General features: G+C 76.3%; 17 protein-coding genes, 1 tRNA gene and 1 riboswitch. Of the genes, 6 read left to right on the plus strand and 12 right to left on the minus strand.

Annotation, left to right across the window (positions count from 1 at the left end; translation table 11 throughout):
- Nucleotides 1–4: 4 nt before the first annotated feature.
- The 3 genes from INN71_RS11520 to INN71_RS11530 all read right to left on the minus strand — a co-directional run bounded on the left by INN71_RS11520 (nucleotide 5) and on the right by INN71_RS11530 (nucleotide 3,798).
- The gene (locus tag INN71_RS11520) at nucleotides 5–1,033 is read right to left on the minus strand and encodes an ABC transporter ATP-binding protein (protein ID WP_301800437.1); all 1,029 of its coding nucleotides are present in this window, start codon (nucleotides 1,031–1,033) and stop codon (nucleotides 5–7) included.
- Nucleotides 1,033–2,679: an iron ABC transporter permease gene (locus tag INN71_RS11525; RefSeq protein WP_277499533.1), complete on the minus strand. Its 1,647-nt coding sequence runs from the start codon at nucleotides 2,677–2,679 to the stop codon at nucleotides 1,033–1,035. The genes INN71_RS11520 and INN71_RS11525 overlap by 1 nt, the downstream gene beginning before the upstream one ends.
- A 45-nt stretch (nucleotides 2,680–2,724) precedes the next feature.
- Complete coding sequence (locus INN71_RS11530; RefSeq protein ID WP_277499532.1) at nucleotides 2,725–3,798, minus strand: thiamine ABC transporter substrate binding subunit; 1,074 nt, start codon at nucleotides 3,796–3,798, stop codon at nucleotides 2,725–2,727.
- Nucleotides 3,788–3,894: riboswitch (TPP riboswitch) on the minus strand. (Overlaps the previous gene by 11 nt.)
- A gap of 91 nt (nucleotides 3,895–3,985) precedes the next feature.
- On the opposite strand from INN71_RS11530, the gene INN71_RS11535 reads away from it, so the two are divergent.
- Nucleotides 3,986–4,459, plus strand: a complete 474-nt coding sequence (locus INN71_RS11535; protein WP_277499531.1) for a GNAT family N-acetyltransferase — start codon at nucleotides 3,986–3,988, stop codon at nucleotides 4,457–4,459.
- On the opposite strand, the gene INN71_RS11540 is transcribed toward INN71_RS11535, so the two are convergent.
- The gene (locus INN71_RS11540) at nucleotides 4,444–5,547 is read right to left on the minus strand and encodes an MBL fold metallo-hydrolase (protein WP_277499530.1); all 1,104 of its coding nucleotides are present in this window, start codon (nucleotides 5,545–5,547) and stop codon (nucleotides 4,444–4,446) included. The two genes, INN71_RS11535 and INN71_RS11540, sit on opposite strands and share 16 nt — an antisense overlap.
- Before the next feature lie 190 nt (nucleotides 5,548–5,737).
- Complete coding sequence (locus INN71_RS11545; protein ID WP_277499528.1) at nucleotides 5,738–6,130, minus strand: hypothetical protein; 393 nt, start codon at nucleotides 6,128–6,130, stop codon at nucleotides 5,738–5,740.
- Between the two features lie 61 nt (nucleotides 6,131–6,191).
- On the opposite strand from INN71_RS11545, the gene INN71_RS11550 reads away from it, so the two are divergent.
- Nucleotides 6,192–7,058, plus strand: coding sequence for a DICT sensory domain-containing protein (locus INN71_RS11550; protein WP_277499527.1), 867 nt, complete (start codon nucleotides 6,192–6,194; stop codon nucleotides 7,056–7,058).
- Between the two features lie 52 nt (nucleotides 7,059–7,110).
- Here INN71_RS11550 and INN71_RS11555 read toward each other — a convergent pair whose 3' ends face one another.
- On the minus strand, nucleotides 7,111–8,088 hold the full coding sequence (locus INN71_RS11555; RefSeq protein WP_277499526.1) for an MsnO8 family LLM class oxidoreductase: 978 nt from the start codon (nucleotides 8,086–8,088) through the stop codon (nucleotides 7,111–7,113).
- Between the two features lie 126 nt (nucleotides 8,089–8,214).
- Here INN71_RS11555 and INN71_RS11560 point away from each other — a divergent pair, with 126 nt between their 5' ends.
- The gene (locus INN71_RS11560; protein WP_277499525.1) at nucleotides 8,215–8,802 is read left to right on the plus strand and encodes an HtaA domain-containing protein; all 588 of its coding nucleotides are present in this window, start codon (nucleotides 8,215–8,217) and stop codon (nucleotides 8,800–8,802) included.
- Here INN71_RS11560 and INN71_RS11565 read toward each other — a convergent pair.
- Nucleotides 8,789–9,691 carry an oxygenase MpaB family protein gene (locus INN71_RS11565; protein ID WP_301800441.1) on the minus strand — a complete coding sequence of 301 codons (903 nt, stop codon included), beginning with the start codon at nucleotides 9,689–9,691 and terminating at the stop codon, nucleotides 8,789–8,791. The genes INN71_RS11560 and INN71_RS11565 overlap by 14 nt on opposite strands.
- 81 nt (nucleotides 9,692–9,772) lie before the next feature.
- Between INN71_RS11565 and INN71_RS11570 the strand changes: the two genes are divergently transcribed.
- On the plus strand, nucleotides 9,773–10,387 hold the full coding sequence (locus tag INN71_RS11570) for a TetR/AcrR family transcriptional regulator (protein WP_277499523.1): 615 nt from the start codon (nucleotides 9,773–9,775) through the stop codon (nucleotides 10,385–10,387).
- Nucleotides 10,388–10,416: 29 nt separating this feature from the next.
- Complete coding sequence (locus INN71_RS11575) at nucleotides 10,417–11,001, plus strand: 1-acyl-sn-glycerol-3-phosphate acyltransferase (protein WP_277499522.1); 585 nt, start codon at nucleotides 10,417–10,419, stop codon at nucleotides 10,999–11,001.
- A gap of 13 nt (nucleotides 11,002–11,014) precedes the next feature.
- Here INN71_RS11575 and INN71_RS11580 read toward each other — a convergent pair whose 3' ends face one another.
- From INN71_RS11580 to INN71_RS11600, 5 genes are all read right to left on the minus strand, one after another.
- Complete coding sequence (locus tag INN71_RS11580) at nucleotides 11,015–11,269, minus strand: hypothetical protein (protein ID WP_277499521.1); 255 nt, start codon at nucleotides 11,267–11,269, stop codon at nucleotides 11,015–11,017.
- Nucleotides 11,266–11,577 carry a hypothetical protein gene (locus INN71_RS11585; protein WP_277499520.1) on the minus strand — a complete coding sequence of 104 codons (312 nt, stop codon included), beginning with the start codon at nucleotides 11,575–11,577 and terminating at the stop codon, nucleotides 11,266–11,268. Before INN71_RS11585 ends, INN71_RS11580 begins: the two co-directional genes overlap by 4 nt.
- 213 nt (nucleotides 11,578–11,790) lie before the next feature.
- Nucleotides 11,791–13,038, minus strand: coding sequence for a 4-carboxymuconolactone decarboxylase (gene pcaC / locus INN71_RS11590; protein ID WP_277499519.1), 1,248 nt, complete (start codon nucleotides 13,036–13,038; stop codon nucleotides 11,791–11,793).
- Nucleotides 13,039–13,114: 76 nt separating this feature from the next.
- Nucleotides 13,115–13,187 (minus strand) — tRNA-Thr (locus INN71_RS11595).
- Between the two features lie 92 nt (nucleotides 13,188–13,279).
- Entirely contained in the window at nucleotides 13,280–13,456 is a 177-nt protein-coding gene (locus tag INN71_RS11600; RefSeq protein WP_277499518.1) for a hypothetical protein, read from the minus strand.
- 111 nt (nucleotides 13,457–13,567) lie between these two features.
- Here INN71_RS11600 and INN71_RS11605 point away from each other — a divergent pair, with 111 nt between their 5' ends.
- The gene (locus INN71_RS11605) at nucleotides 13,568–14,494 is read left to right on the plus strand and encodes a LysR family transcriptional regulator (protein WP_277499517.1); all 927 of its coding nucleotides are present in this window, start codon (nucleotides 13,568–13,570) and stop codon (nucleotides 14,492–14,494) included.
- Nucleotides 14,495–14,510 lie beyond the last annotated feature (16 nt).

Consider the following 14,510-nt stretch of genomic DNA (forward strand, 5'->3'; position numbering starts at 1 on the left):
GGGCTCAGCCGATCGGGGCCGTCGATGCCGGATCGACCGCGACGCGCACCGGCGCCCCGGCCGCGGGCGCCGGCCCGGTACCCGGCAGCCGCGCCTCCACCTCCCCGACCCCGGGGACGGCGACGACCAGGCGGGGGCCTGCGCCCGTGCGCCGCTGCTCGGTCACGGTGCCCGCGAGGCCGCCCGGCACCACCACCTCCCACCCCGTACGGCGGACCGCCAGCCCCCCGCGCCCGCTCGCCCCCGCGCCGGCCGGGGCCAGCGCCCGGGCCGCCACGTCCGGGGCGAGCACGTGCGCGTAGCCCAGCTGCCGGGCCGCGTCGGCGTCCACCGGCGCCGCGTCGACGGCGGCCGCCGGCCCCTCCTGGACCACCCGGCCGCCGCGCACCAGCGCCAGTCGGTCGGCGGTCGCCAGCGCCTCGTCGACGTCGTGCGTGACGAGCAGTGCGGTCGTGCCCGCCGCGACGAGGATGCGCCGCAGGTCGCCGGCCAGCCGTTCGCGCAGCCCGCGGTCGAGCGCCGAGAGGGGCTCGTCGAGCAGCAGCAGCCGCGGCTCGCAGGCCAGCGCCCGGGCCAGCGCGACGCGCTGGCGCTCGCCCCCCGACAGCGTGGCGGGCGGGCGGTCGGCGTACCCGGCGAGGCCGACGAGCTCGAGCAGCTCCGCGACCCGGGCGCGCACGGCCGGGCGCGGGGTGCGGCGCAGGCGCAGCGGGTAGGCGACGTTGCGCCCGACGCTCAGGTGGGCGAAGAGCTGGCCGTCCTGGAACATCAGCGCGAAGGAGCGCCGGTGCACCGGCACGCCGGCGAGGTCCTCGCCGTCGAAGGCGACCGACCCGCTCGCGAGGTCCTCGAGCCCGGCCACCGCCCGCAGCAGCGTCGACTTGCCGCTGCCGGAGGGGCCGAGCACCGCGAGCACCTCGCCGCGCGGCAGGTGCAGGGAGGCGTCGCGCAGCGCTGGCGCGCCGTCGTACTCCACGCCGGCGCCGACGAGCTCGAGACCGGTGCGGGGGCCGGTGCCGGGGTGCGGGGACATCACAGCGCTCCTGTGCTGGGCACGCGCAGGCGCTCGACCGCCAGCACGACGACGGTGACGGTGGCGGCGAGCACGACGGCGCCCGCCATGGCGGTGCCCGGGTTGGACTGCTCGCCCGTGACCCCCGGCGTGCCCAGCAGCCGGGCGACGACGACGGGCAGGGTCGGGTGGTCGGGGCGGGCGAGGAACGACGTGGCGCCGAACTCGCCCAGCGACGCCGCGAAGGCGAACCCCCCGGCCGCGAGCACCGGGCGCCACGCGACGGGGAGGTCCACGACGAGCAGGGTGCGGGCCGGCGAGGCCCCCAGCGAGGCGGCGGCCTGCCGCTGGCGGTCGTCGATGCCGGCGAGCACCGGCACGAGCGTGCGCACGACGAGGGGCAGCGCGACCAGCGCCTGCACGAGCGGCACGAGCAGCGGTTCGTCGCGCAGCGCAAACGGAGGCCGGGCCACGGTGACGAGCAGGCCGAAGCCCAGCACGACCGCCGAGACCCCGAGGGGCAGCATGAAGAACCCGTCGAGCACCGAGCGCACCACCCGCTCGCCGCGGCCCCGCGGGCGCCGCGTCAGCACGACCGCGACGAGCCCGCCCAGCAGCAGCGCCATCCACGTCGCGTCGGCCGCGGTCTGCAGCGAGTTGCGCAGCGCCTGCGTGACGGGCACGAGCACCGGCGAGTCCTCGTCGACGCCGGTGAGCGCGCGGTAGTTCGCGAGCGTCCACTCCCCCCGCACCCGCAGCGACGTGGCGACGAGGGCGAGCACCGGCACGGCGGAGGCGACGCCGACGAGGGCGGTCACCACCACGGCGGGTACGTCGGGGCGCCGCGGCCGCCGCGGGACCACCGGGCGCCGCCCGACCGCGGTGCCATCCGGCCCGTCGGCCCGGAGCCGGCCGAGCACCACGAGCAGGGCGACCACGCCCAGCACCTGCACGAGCGACAGGCACGCGGCGGCCGGCAGGTCGAAGGCCCGGGTGAGCAGGTAGATCTCCGTCTCGACCGTGGCGTGGCGCTGCCCGCCGAGGGTGAGCACGACGCCGAAGGCGGTGGAGCAGAAGAGGAACACCACGGCCGCCGCGGAGACGATCGCGGGTCGCAGCGCCGGCAGCGTGACCGTGGCGAGCACGCGCGCCGGGCTCGCGCCGAGCGCCGCAGCCGCCTCGGCGGGGCGCGGGTCGAGGGTCGCCCACGAGGCGCCGACGACCCGCACCACGACCGAGACGTTGAAGAACACGAGCGCCGCGACGATCGCAGCGGCCGAGCCCTCCCACCCCAGGAACCCCAGCGGGCCGCCGTCGGCGAGCAGCGCCCGGAACGCCGCCCCGACGACGACCGTCGGCAGCACGAACGGCACCAGCAGCAGACCGCGCGCGACCCGCACCCCGGGCAGGTCGAGCCGGTGCAGCACGTGGGCGGCGGGCAGCCCGAGCACGACGGACAGCACCGTGCCGAAGGCGGCCGACCACAGGGTGAACCCCAGGATCCGGCCGGTCCGTTCGCGGCCGAGCACGTCGAGGAGGGCGCCCGGGTCGAACGACCCGTCGGCGAACAGCCCGCGCGCCACCATCGCGCCGACGGGCAGGGCGAAGAACACGCCGACGACGGACAGCGGCAGCGCCGCCAGCGCCAGCAGGCGCAGCGCCCTCACGCGACGGCCCCCGCGCCCGTCACCGACCCGCCTCCGCGCCCGACCTCACCCCGCGGCGAGGTCGCGCCACCGGGCGATCCACTCCTCGCGGCCGGCGGCGACGACGTCCGCCTCGAGCTGGTACGGCGCGGTGGGCCGCTCCGCGAAGCTCGCCCAGTCGGCGGGCAGCTCGGCGTCGTCGGCGACGGGGAAGACGTACATGCTCTCCGGCAGCGCCGCCTGCACCTCGGGCGAGAGCAGCCAGTCGACGAGCTCGCGACCGACGTCCTCGTGGTCGGCGCCGCGCAGCACGCCGGCGTACTCGACCTGCGTGTAGCAGGTGTCGAGCAGCGCGCGGGTGGTCGTCGCCGAGCCGTCCTCGGTGAGGGTGAAGGCCGGCGAGGAGTCGTAGGAGACGACGATCGGGCGCGTCGGGTTCTCGCCGGCGGCCGTGAAGTCGCCGTAGTAGGCGTCGGTCCAGCCGTCGACCACGAGGGCGTCGTTGGCGAGCAGTCGCTCCCAGTAGCCCTCCCAGCCGTCCTCGCCGAACTCGGCGACGGTGGCGAGGAGGAACGCCAGGCCCGGGCTCGAGTCGACGGGGCCGGGGGTGACGAACAGGCCCGCGTACGCCGGGTCGGCCAGGTCCTCGAGGGTCTTCGGCTCCGGGATGCCCTGCTCGGCGAACCAGGCCGTGTCGACGTTGACGCAGACGTTGCCGGTGTCGACGGGCACGAGCCGGTTCTCGCCCTCGAGGGCGAAGGCGTCGGCGCCGGCCGGCAGCTCCCCGTCGTACGGCAGGAGGGCGTCGGCCTCCAGCACGCGGCTCGCGAACGTGTTGTCGACACCGAAGACGACGTCGGCGCCCGCGTCGTCCGGGTTGAGGCTGACCTCGGTCACGACGGCACCGGCGTCACCGGGCTGGCGCACGACGAGGTCGACGTCGTGATCGGCCTCGAAGTCCTCGACGAGCGCGTCGGGCAGGACGAACGAGGAGTGGGTGAGCAGGACGACCTCCCCGCGCCCGTCGGAGGCCTCGTCGTCCCCGCCGCCCACGAGCGAGCAGGACGCCAGGGGCGCGAGGAGGGTGGTGGCGAGGACCGCGAGGCCCGAGCGTCGGACGGCATGGCGCGACGGCAACATGATGACTCCCTTCGCCGGTGCTAACCGGAGCAGGTTCGAGGGTCTGCGGCGGATCCGCACTCTCAGCGCCCGTGAGGCGCTCCCCTGTCGTGTGCCCGACACCCTACGTCGCGCCTCCCCCGCCCCGGCCCGGGGGCTCGGGCCGCCCGGGGCCGCCCGGTGCCGCACGGTGTGGGAGCGTGCCGCCGTGACCGTGCTGCGCCTCGCGTTCGACGACCTCCCCCCGCGCCTGGCCTACGAGGTCTGGCGCCTGCGCCAGGACGTGTTCGTGGTCGAGCAGGACTGCCCCTACCCCGACCTCGACGGCCGCGACGTCGAGCCGGGCACCGTCCACCTGCTGCTCGTCGAGGACGACGTGCTCCTCGGCTACGTGCGGGTGCTCGACGACGGCGACCGGGCGCGCGTCGGCCGGGTCGTCCTGCGGGGTACGGCGCGGGGTCGCGGCCTCGCCGACCCGCTGATGACCGCCGCGCTGGAGGTGGTCGGCGAGCGCCCCTCGCACCTCGACGCGCAGGCGCCGCTGGCGGGCTGGTACGCCCGGTTCGGCTACGCGGTCACCGGCCCGGAGTTCCTCGAGGACGGCATCCCGCACGTGCCGATGGAGCGCCCGGGCACGGGCGGCGGCCCGGGCGGTACGCCGGGGGCTCAGGCGAGCGTGTAGCGCGCCGGCTCGCCCGTCACGCGGTCCGTCCCGGGGCCGGTCGCGGGGGCGGGGGCGCGCCGTACCGACGCCTCGCCGCGGGCCACGAGCACCTCGAGGTGCGCGCGGGTCTCCATCACCGCGAGCGCTCCGTTGAACGGGTCGAGGCTGGCGAAGGCGTGCGCGCGGCGGGTCCACGGCAGGTGCGCGGCGACGTCGCGGGCGGTGAGCCCCTCGGTGCCGGCGGCCTCCAGCGGGGCACGGCTGAGCGACAGCCGCTGCTCGTGGTGCTCCAGCAGCTCGTCGACCCGGGCGTGCGCGGAGGCGGTCACCGGCCCGTGGGCGGGCAGCAGGCGCAGGTCCGGCAGGGCCCGGACCTTGGCGAGCGAGCCGAGGAAGTCCGCCAGCGCGCCCAGCTGGGTGTCGGGCTCGAAGCCGATGGACGGCGTGATGGTCGGCAGCACGTGGTCGCCCGCGAGCAGCAGTCCCGCGGCGGCGTCGGCGAAGACGTAGTGGCCCTTGGTGTGGCCGGGGGTGTGCACCGCGTCGACCGCGCGCTCCCCGACCTGCAGCCGCACGTCGCCGTCGAGCCACGTGTCGGGCGCCTCCCAGATGTCGTGGTCGGCCTCGGACGGGGCGGCGCGCAGGCGGCGGGCGTCCTCCACGGAGCCGGCGTCGGCGAGGTGGGCGGCCATGACCGCCCGGACGCCACCCTCGGGGTCGCCGGCGAGCGCCAGCGACGTCTGCTCGCCGCGGCCGAGGACGACCTCGGCCCCGGTCGTGCGACGCAGCGCGACGGCCTGCGTGTAGTGGTCGCGGTGGACGTGGGTGACGAGGAAGCGGCGGACGTCCTCGACGCCGGCGCCGATCGTCGCGAGCGCCGAGCGCAGCGCCGCGTCGGCCTCCTCGATGGCCCAGCCGCCGTCGACCAGGGTCAGGCTGCGGGCGCCGTCGGGCTCGACGGTCTCCAGCGCGTAGACGTTGACCGCGCGCAGGCCGTCGTTCGGCAGCGGGAGGGGGATGCGGTGCACGCCCGGGGCGACGGGCCAAGCGCCCGCGTCGCCCCACGGCCGGTCGGAGTCGGGCGAGATGGCGTCGGCTGTGCTCACCCGGCGAACCGTAGACCCGGTCCGGCGCCGCCCGGGGCGGCGGGCCCCGCGGCGGTCCTCGGGGGACCGCGGCGAGGTCGGGGGAAATGAAGAACCGCGGTGGAGTCTCGGGTCTCCACCGCGGTTCGAGGTCAACTATGCACCCGCCGGGCCCCCGGCGTCTCGATTTCTCCGCTGGTTGCGGTCAACTTCACCTCAAGGCCGGCCGGACGGGCGCCGCCGACGGCGCCCCGCCGGTCATCCCGCCGGTCGCCGGGCGCCGGCGACGGGGGCGCGCGCCGAGCCGGACGTGCGCCGTACCGGTCACCACGCGGTGCCACCACGGGGCCGAGGGGACGCCGAGCACCATCACCTCGCGCTCGCCGGCGACGACGCGGACCTCGACGCCGCGCTCGGCCATGAGGGCGCTCGCCCGCCGGACCTGCGGCCGCACCCGGAGACCCCGGTACGCCGAGGGGTCCTCGAGGCGGAGGACCAGTCCGCCGGCCTCGTCGCGGAGCAGCAGCGCGGGTACCGGGCCGCGGTCCCCGTCGAGCTCGAGGGCGAGACCACCGACGTGGCCGACGCAGCGGTGCTCGTCCATCCGAGCTCCTTCCGGGAATGTCAACAACGATGTCAACGCATTGTGGAGGTATGGTGGCACCATGGTCCAAGCCGCACGCAACCCCCAGGCAGCCGCGCTCTCGATCGGCGACCTGGCGGCCGCCACCGGGGTGAGCGTCCCGACGCTGCGGATGTGGGAGCAGCGGCACGGCTTCCCCGTCGCCGTGCGCCTGCCCAGCGGGCACCGCCGCTACCACGCCGACGACGTCGAGCTCGTCCGCCGGGTCGCGGAGCAACGCGCCGCCGGCCTGCGCCTCGAGCAGGCGGTGGCTCGCGTGCGGCGCAGCGCGGCGCCCCCCGACGCCTCCGTCTTCGCCGAGCTGCGCCACCGCAACCCGGGCCTGCCGGTCCACCGTCTCGGCAAGGACACCCTCGTCGCCATGTCGTGGGCGATCGAGGACGAGTTCGTCGTCCAGGCGCGACGACCGCGGCTGTACGGCGCGTTCCAGCGCGCGGAGTTCTACGCCGCGTCGCGGGGCCGCTGGCGCGACCTCGCGCGCCGCTGCGCGTCGGCCACCGTGCTTGCGGACTTCCCCGAGAGCGATCCGGTCGCCGCGCCCGGGACCGTGCGGCGCGCGGCGCTCGCCGACGACTCGCCCCTGCACGGCGAGTGGGCGGTCGTCTGCGACGCCGAGGACCTCTCGGTCGTGCTGTCGGCGTGGGAGGTGCCGGGGCAGGACGGCCTGCCCGACGCCCGCCGGGAGTTCGAGGCGGTGTGGTCGCTGCGACCCGCCGACGTGGCCGCCGCGGCCCGGACCTGCGCCGCGGCGGCGGGCGAGCCCCCCACCGGGACCGACGGCCCCCTCCTGCGGGCCGTGCCGGCCGAGGAGCGCGGCGAGGGCGACCCCGCGGCCGCCGCCGCCCTCTTCGCCCGCGTCGTCGCCTACGTGGACCGCCGCGCCCGCTGAGCGCTGCCGGAGCGCGCCCGACGACCCGCGCCCGACGAGCCGCGCCGCCGGGTCAGCCGCCCAGCACGAGGGCGGCCAGGGCGGCGTCGGCGGCGCGCAGGGCGTCGCGGTCGTGGGTCGAGGTGCTGGCCAGCAGCTCGTCGGCGCCGGTGCGCTCCGCGAGGCGCTCGAGCGCGCGTCGTACCTGCGCGGGCGTGCCCGCCACCGCGCCGTCGAGGTGGGCCTCGACGCGGCGCCGCAGCTGGTCGGTCCACGCCTGCGCGCGGATGGCGGCCGGCGCCTCGAGCGGGCCGAACTCCCCCGTCTGCCGCGAGCGGGCCATGGCCCACGCCTCGGGCAGGGCCAGCTCGCGGGCGGTCGCCGCGTCGTCGGCCACGAGCACGTCGAGGGACACCGTGACCCGTGGCCGGTCGCCGTCGGCGTGGGGCCGGAACCCGGAGCGGTAGGCCGCCAGCGCCCCCGGCAGCTCGTCGCTCCCCAGCACGGGCCCACCCAGCACGACCGGCAGCCCGAGGCGGGCAGCCACCACGAGCCCACGGCCGGTGGCGAGCACGTGGAGCGGTACGACGTGCCCGCCCGCCGGGCGCACCGTCACCGCCCCGGTGCCGGCGAGGTGGTGGCGCAGCTCGGCGAGGTCGGCCTCGAACGTGTCCGGCGCGTCGGTGCCCTGCCGCAGCGCGCGGCGCACCGGCTCGGTGAAGCCGAGGGAGCGGCCCACCCCGAGGTCGACGCGCCCGGGGTGCAGCGCGTCGAGCATGCGGAACTGCTCGGCGACGACGAAGGGCTGGTGGTGGGGCAGCATGACGCCCCCGGAGCCGATGCGGATGCGACCGGTAGCCGCACCGATCGCGGCGAGCAGCACGGGCGGCGAGCCGGAGGCGACGCCGGGCACCCCGTGGTGCTCGGCCACCCAGATGCGGTCGTACCCCAGCTCCTCCGCCCACCGCGCCCGCGCCACCGTGTCGTGCAGCGCCTCGCCGTCGGGGCGGCCGGCGCGCGTGCGGGAGCGGTCGAGCAGGGAGAGCCTCACGCCCGGGCAACGCGCGCACCCGCGCGACCCTTCCCCGCGAGTCGTCGCGAAGCGCACGCGCAGCACGGCCGAGTCGTCGCCAGGCGCACCTGGACCCGAAACCCTGCGCATGGAAGCATCGGACGCATGACGGCCCCGGAGCAGACACGCACCCCTGGCGGCGCCCCGCCCCCGGGCCTGCGGTGGGCGATCAAGGCGTCGTTCGTCTCCTACGTGCGGCGCACGCCGGGCGGCACCGGCTCGGTCTCCGACGGAGCGGTGCCGGTCGGCGGCGACGAGGTGCTGTTCCCCCTCGACGACCGGGCGCCGGCCGCGGTCGACCTGCCGAGCGGTACGACGCGGGCATGGGCCTTCCGCGGCGACGTCCGGTTCTCCGGCCACGGCGGGATGATGTCCGTGCGCATCGCCCACCCGTGGATCACGCTCGGCGACGCGGGCGCGACGCTCTGGGTCGCGGACCCGCACGACCCCCACGACCCGCACGACCCCCACGACACCGCCGGCGCCCCGCGCGTGCCCCTCGTGACGCTGGACCTCGCGCACCGCCCGAGTCCCGACGCGGCCGCGGACGGCGTGGCGCTCTGGACCGCCGGGGACGTGCGCCTCACCGCGGCCGGGGCCGAGCTGTTCGGCGGCGTCTACGCACCCGGCGAGCGGTTCGAGCCCGTCGTCGTGATCGTGCCGGTCGGTACCGGCGCCGTCACGCCGACCTGACGTCCCCCGCCGGGTCGGCACCGGTGCCGACCGGGCGGTGCACCGGGCACCCCGGCGCGAACGTGCCCATCGACTCCACCGGCGGCAGACCGCCGCGGTAGGTGCGCTGGCGGCGCGAGTCCTGCACCAGCACGGGCCGGCGCCGGGGCGGCAGCAGCGCGACCATCCGGCCACGGGTCCGCAGGGCGCCGTGGGACAGGCGCCGCGCGAGGGGGTGGGGCGCGTCGTACCGCAACGCGGCGAGCAGCGGGTCGTCCATGACCGCGAGGCTGAAGCGCTCGACCGCCTTCCGCGCGGGGCGCGGGTAGAACGACGCGAGGAGCGCGAGCGTGCTGTCGGAGACCCGTCGCGCGCCCGGGTCGTACGCGAAGTGCGTGCGCTCGTAGGAGTCCATGAGCGCGGCGAACCCGTCGTACGTGTCCGGGACGTCCTTGATGCCCATCCGGCGGCCGAGCTCGACGTAGTAGCGCACCGACGCCCGCACCTCGGTCTCGCTCAGCCGGCGGTAGCCGTAGGCGTCGATCCAGCGCCGCGGCACCACGACGAAGGTCGACAGCACGTAGACCATGTCGTCGTTGCTGATGTCGTAGGTGCGGTGCATCTGGTTGATGCGACGGATCGCGGCCCGGCCCCGGGGGCTGTCGAGCCCGTCGACCAGCGGGGCCTCGAGCAGCAGGGCGGTGTCGTCGTACCGCTTCTGCGTCGGCCCGGTGAACTGCCCGGTCGCGTCCAGCAGTCGCCCGATGCTCGGCACGGCGTAGGTGCGGAAGAGGGCGAAGCTCAGGGCCTGGTTGAGGTCCCAGGGGAACTCGTGGGCACCGAGGTCGCGGTAGATCTCGAGGTAGTCGGTCTCCGGGTCGAGCCCGGCCGTGCGGTCGGTCCGTCTCACGCTGCACCTCCAGGGGGCGGTCCTCGGACTGTAAGTCGAGTTACAGGGACGTGCAACGGGTACGCCGGTACCGTCGCGGCCGTGGAGGTGGACGGGGAGGGCGCAGCGGCGGTACGGCGGACCCGCGGGCAGGAGCGCTACCTCGAGGCCGGCCTCGCGATCCTCGCCGAGCACGGGCACGCCGGGCTCAAGCTGGCCGCGGTGTGCGCGGAGGCCGGCACCTCGACCGGGCCCTTCTACCACTTCTTCGACGGCTGGCCGGCCTACACGTCCGCACTCATCCGGCACTGGCGGGCGAGCCGCAGCGACGAGCTGATCACCCGCACGCGCTCCGTCGTGGGCGACGTCGACCGGCTCGAGGCACTGGTCGAGGTCGCCCTGGGGCTGCCGCACGCCTCGGAGGCCGCGATCCGCGTCTGGGCGGCCCACGACCCCGAGGTGCGGGCCGTGCAGCAGGAGGTGGACGCCGAGCGGCTGCGCCACCTCGCGGAGTCGATGGAGGCCGTGCTCGGCGACGGCGAGCTGGCCCGCCGTACCGCGGTCGCCGGGATGTACGTGCTCGTCGGCTTCGAGAGCGGCCCCGCCAGCGACCCGGCCGACCTCGCCTGGACGTTGCGCACGATGCTGGCCGACACGCTCGCGCGCACCGGCGAGGTCGACGGCGCGGGGGGCTCGGCGCCGGACCGGGACGGCTGAGCGGGGCCCGCGCCGGGTACGGTCAGGAGGTGAAGCGTCACTTCCTGATCCGCCGCACGGTGGCCCGTCTCGTCCTCAAGGCCGCGCGGTGGCGCGCCGTCGGCGAGGTGCCCGAGCGGGGCGTCCTCGTCGGCGCCCCCCACACCTCGAACTGGGACTGGGTGCTCACCCTCCTGCTCGGCTGGTCCTACGGGATCCGCATCGGCCTGCTGGTCAAGAAGGAGATGTTCCGCGGCCCGCTCGGCCCCCTGCTGCGCGCGACGGGCGCCGTCGAGCTCGACCGGAAGAACCCCGGTACGACGGTCCGCGCCCTCCTCGCGCAGGCCGAGGGCGACCACCCCTTCCTGCTCGGCCTGGCCGCCGAGGGCACCCGGAGCAAGGGCGAGTACTGGAAGTCCGGCTTCTACCGCATCGCCCAGCAGACGGGCCTGCCCATCACGCTCGCCTACCTCGACGTGCCGAGCCGCACCGTGGGCTGGGGCCCGACGTTCCACCCGTCCGGCGACGTGCGCGCGGACATGGACCGGGTGCGGGAGTTCTACGCCGACAAGACCGGCTTCCACCCGGAGACCTTCACGCCGCCGCGGCTGCGCGAGGAGGAGCAGGGCGCCTGACGTCCGGCTCGCGTCACTCCCAGGAGCGGCGGACCGCCTGCCACTCCTCCCAGACCCGCTCGGGGTCGAGGTCGTCGTAGCCGCGCTGCTCGGCCAGCGCCGCGGCGACCGAGCGCGGCACCCGCACGCAGGTCGCGCCGTCGCGCACCGCCAGCACCTCCGCCTCGGCGAGCGGCTCGCCCTTGGCGCGCTCGGTCGCGAGCAGCACCGCCACCAGCGCGGGGACGAAGTCGAGCACGAGGTCGTCGCCGAGGTCGTCGGGGTTCATCGCGCCACGTCCTTCCCACCGCGGTCCCGCACGGGCCACGTGTCGTCGAGGTGCGCCGGGCCTGCGGCCGCGCACGTGTAGCGCTCGCGGTGCAGCGGCCCGAGCCGGCTGTCGTAGCCGCGGCGCTCGCCCACCACGGGCGCCCCGCAGGTCGGGCAGGTGCTGGCGGTCCGCCACGTGGCGACCACGCCGACGCAGCGTGCCACGTCCTGGCCCGTGCGGCGGCGGTGCCACCAGGCCCAGACGGTCCAGCAGAGGAGGCCGGCGAACGAGGCGAGGACGAAGGCGTCGAGCACGTGGTCCAGCACTGAAGGATCGTCATCCGAACCCAAGACGGCAGAGACCGCCACGAGCGCGCACGACAGCACCGCCCACTTTTCCTGCGTCGTCAACGCCCCGATGCGCACGCTCTCCGCGCGCGTCCCGCTCGTCGCTCTGCCCCGCGTCCCCCACGGCACCGGAACCTACCGACGACGGACGCCCCGCGGGCGGGAACGGCCCGGCCGCGCCACGACGCCGGGTCAGGCCAGCCCCTCCTCCGCCAGCACCTCCTGGGCGATGCGGAAGGCCGCGCCGGCCGCGGGGACGCCGCAGTAGACCGCCGTCTGCAGCAGCACCTCCTTGATCTCGTCGGCGCGCAGCCCGTTGCGCAGCGCGGCCCGCACGTGCACGGCGAGCTCCTCGTGGTGGCCCTGCGCCACCAGGGCGGTGAGCGCGACGAGGGACCGGCTCCGCCGGTCGAGGCCGGGGCGGGCCCAGACGCCGCCCCAGAGGTGGTCGGTGACCAGCTCCTGGAAGTCGTCGGTGAAGTCGGTGGTCTCCCCGACCACCCGGTCGACGTGGGCGTCTCCCAGCACCTCGCGGCGCACCAGGTCGCCGGTCTCGTGCCGCGCCGAGCGGTCGTCGCGTGCCGCCGAGGTGACGGGTGTCGACGGCGCGGTCTCGCCGAGCAGGTGCTCGCGCACCAGCGCGGCGACGGTCTCGGGCGCCTCCGCCGGCGGCAGGTGCGCGACGTCGGGGAGCACGACGAGCCGGCCGTCCCGCACGCCGGCGGCGATCTCCTCGAGGGCGGCGGTCGGGGTGGCCGCGTCGACGGCGCCGGCCACGGCGAGCACGGGGGCCGTGACCTCCGCGAGCCGCTCGCGCACGTCGAACGCCGCGATCGCTCGGCACACCTGGACGTAGCCCTCGTCCGCCGTCTCCTGCAGCGCGACCAGGAGGGCCGAGCCGACCGACGGTCGCCGGTCGAGGAAGTCGGGGGCGAACCAGCGCTCGGCCGCGGTGGCGACCACGGCCGCCGTACCTCCGGCGCGCACGCGCTCCACCCGGTCGGCCCACAGCTCGGGGGTGCCCATCCGGGCGCCGGTGCTCAGCAGCACGGCGCCCTCGACCCGGGCCGGGACGTCGAGGAGCAGCTGCAGGCCGACCGCTCCGCCGACCGAGTCACCGGCGTACGCGAACGTGCCGCCGACCTCCCCGCGCTGCGCGAGCACGTCGTCGATCACGGTCAGCACCCCGCGGGCCAGGTCCGCGACGGTCCACGGCTCGTCGGGCACCGAGCTGTTGTGCCCGTGGCCGGGCAGGTCCCAGGCGAGGACGTCGAAGGCGTCGGTCAGCCCGGCCGCGCAGGTGGTCCACAGCGTGGCGGCGGACGTGCCGAGCGACGGCCCGAGGACGAGGAGCGGCAGCTCCTCGCGGTGGGCGGCGCCGGTCATCCGGACGGCGGTGATCGCGGGGGTCACGGGGGTCGCGGGGGTCGCGGGGGTCATGGCCTCTCTCCTACCACCCCGGGTACGACGAAGCCCCCCGCCCTGCATCGCTGCAGGTCAGGGGGCCACGTGCCGGAGCCGCCTGTCAGAATCGAACTGACGACCTAATCATTACGAGTGATTCGCTCTACCGACTGAGCTAAGGCGGCGCGCCGTCCGCCATGACGGACGACCCGCAGAAGTATAGGGACGTCCGTCGCGGAGGCGAAATCGGGTCCGCGGGGGCCGCGGGTCGGGTCGGTCAGGCCGCGAGGGCCAGGCGGGCGGCGCGGGCGCCGTCGCTCAGGTGCGTCTGCTCGGCGCCGCACCAGCAGGTGAAGGTGGCCTCGTAGCCGCCCTCGACGGCGCGGACCGCGGTGAACTGCGAGTCGAAGGTGAGCTGCTGCTTCCGGCACGCGGTGCAGTGGTGGACGAACACGGGGACCTCCTCGGGGTCAGATCGGTGACACCACGAGTCTCTCGTCATCGAGATTCAAGGGGTAGCCTCACTTCCCAGCAGGAACCCTAGGTCTGACCTATGGTTGTGACCGTGCTCTCGCTCCACCAGCTCCGCTGCTTCCTCGCCACCTACGAGCACGGCTCGCTGACGGCGGCCGCGGCCGAGCTGGGGTACGCCCAGCCGAGCGTCTCGGAGCAGATCCGGGCGCTGGAGAAGACCCTCGACGTGCCCCTCTTCCGTCGCGTCGGCCGCGGCGTGGTGCCGACCACGATGGCCGACGAGCTGCGCCCGCACGCCGAGCGCACGCTGGCCGCCGCCGACGAGGCGCGCCGCGCGGTCGCCAGCGCGCGCAACTTCGAGACCGGCACCATCCGCTTCGGGATGTTCGGCACCGCGCGGCTGTACGCCGGGGCCGGGCTCGTCGCCGACGTGCTGGAGCGCTACCCCGGCGTGCGGGTGGAGCTCATCGGCCAGAACTCCACCGACGTGCAGGAGGACCTGCGCCGCGGTCGGCTCGAGGCGGCGATGATCGCGGTGCCGGCCGCGAGCAGCGAGGGCATGAGCGTCACCCCGGTGGCCAAGGACGAGCTGGTCTACATCAGCGCCGATCCCGCCCACCTCGCCACGCCCGTCACGGCGCACCGGCTGTCGCTGGCCAAGCTCGTCATGCCCGAGACCACGTGGCGGGCCGTCGACTCCACCCGGATGGTGCTGCGCCAGATGCTCCACGAGACGGGGCGCAACCCGATGACGCGCATCGAGGTGGAGGACGTCGAGACGGCCGTCGAGCTCGTCGGCATGGGCCTGGCCGACTCCGTCATCCCCAAGGGCGCGGCCGTGCAGCTGCTCCCCCGCCTGGCGCCGGGCGCCGGCTACGTGTCGCTGCGCCCGCGGCAGTACGACAGCCTCGCCGTCGTGCACCGGGCCGGGGCGACCCTCTCACCGGCCGCGCGCCTCATGATCGAGCTGGCCACGGCCCGCATCCGACAGATCGCCGAGCCCTACGACCCGCGGTGACCGGGGGACGGGTGGT

The organism is Nocardioides sp. ChNu-153 (assembly GCF_030466625.1).
Lineage (GTDB): Bacteria > Actinomycetota > Actinomycetes > Propionibacteriales > Nocardioidaceae > Nocardioides.

Bases quoted from the DNA above. Each gene is read 5' to 3' on its own strand.
- INN71_RS11520 (WP_301800437.1), bottom strand. From the start codon at position 1,033: ATGTCCCCGCACCCCGGCACCGGCCCCCGCACCGGTCTCGAGCTCGTC.
- INN71_RS11530 (WP_277499532.1), bottom strand. From the start codon at position 3,798: ATGTTGCCGTCGCGCCATGCCGTCCGACGCTCGGGCCTCGCGGTCCTC.
- INN71_RS11545 (WP_277499528.1), bottom strand. From the start codon at position 6,130: ATGGACGAGCACCGCTGCGTCGGCCACGTCGGTGGTCTCGCCCTCGAG.
- INN71_RS11550 (WP_277499527.1), top strand. From the start codon at position 6,192: ATGGTCCAAGCCGCACGCAACCCCCAGGCAGCCGCGCTCTCGATCGGC.
- INN71_RS11560 (WP_277499525.1), top strand. From the start codon at position 8,215: ATGACGGCCCCGGAGCAGACACGCACCCCTGGCGGCGCCCCGCCCCCG.
- INN71_RS11580 (WP_277499521.1), bottom strand. From the start codon at position 11,269: ATGAACCCCGACGACCTCGGCGACGACCTCGTGCTCGACTTCGTCCCC.
- pcaC (WP_277499519.1), bottom strand. From the start codon at position 13,038: ATGACCCCCGCGACCCCCGCGACCCCCGTGACCCCCGCGATCACCGCC.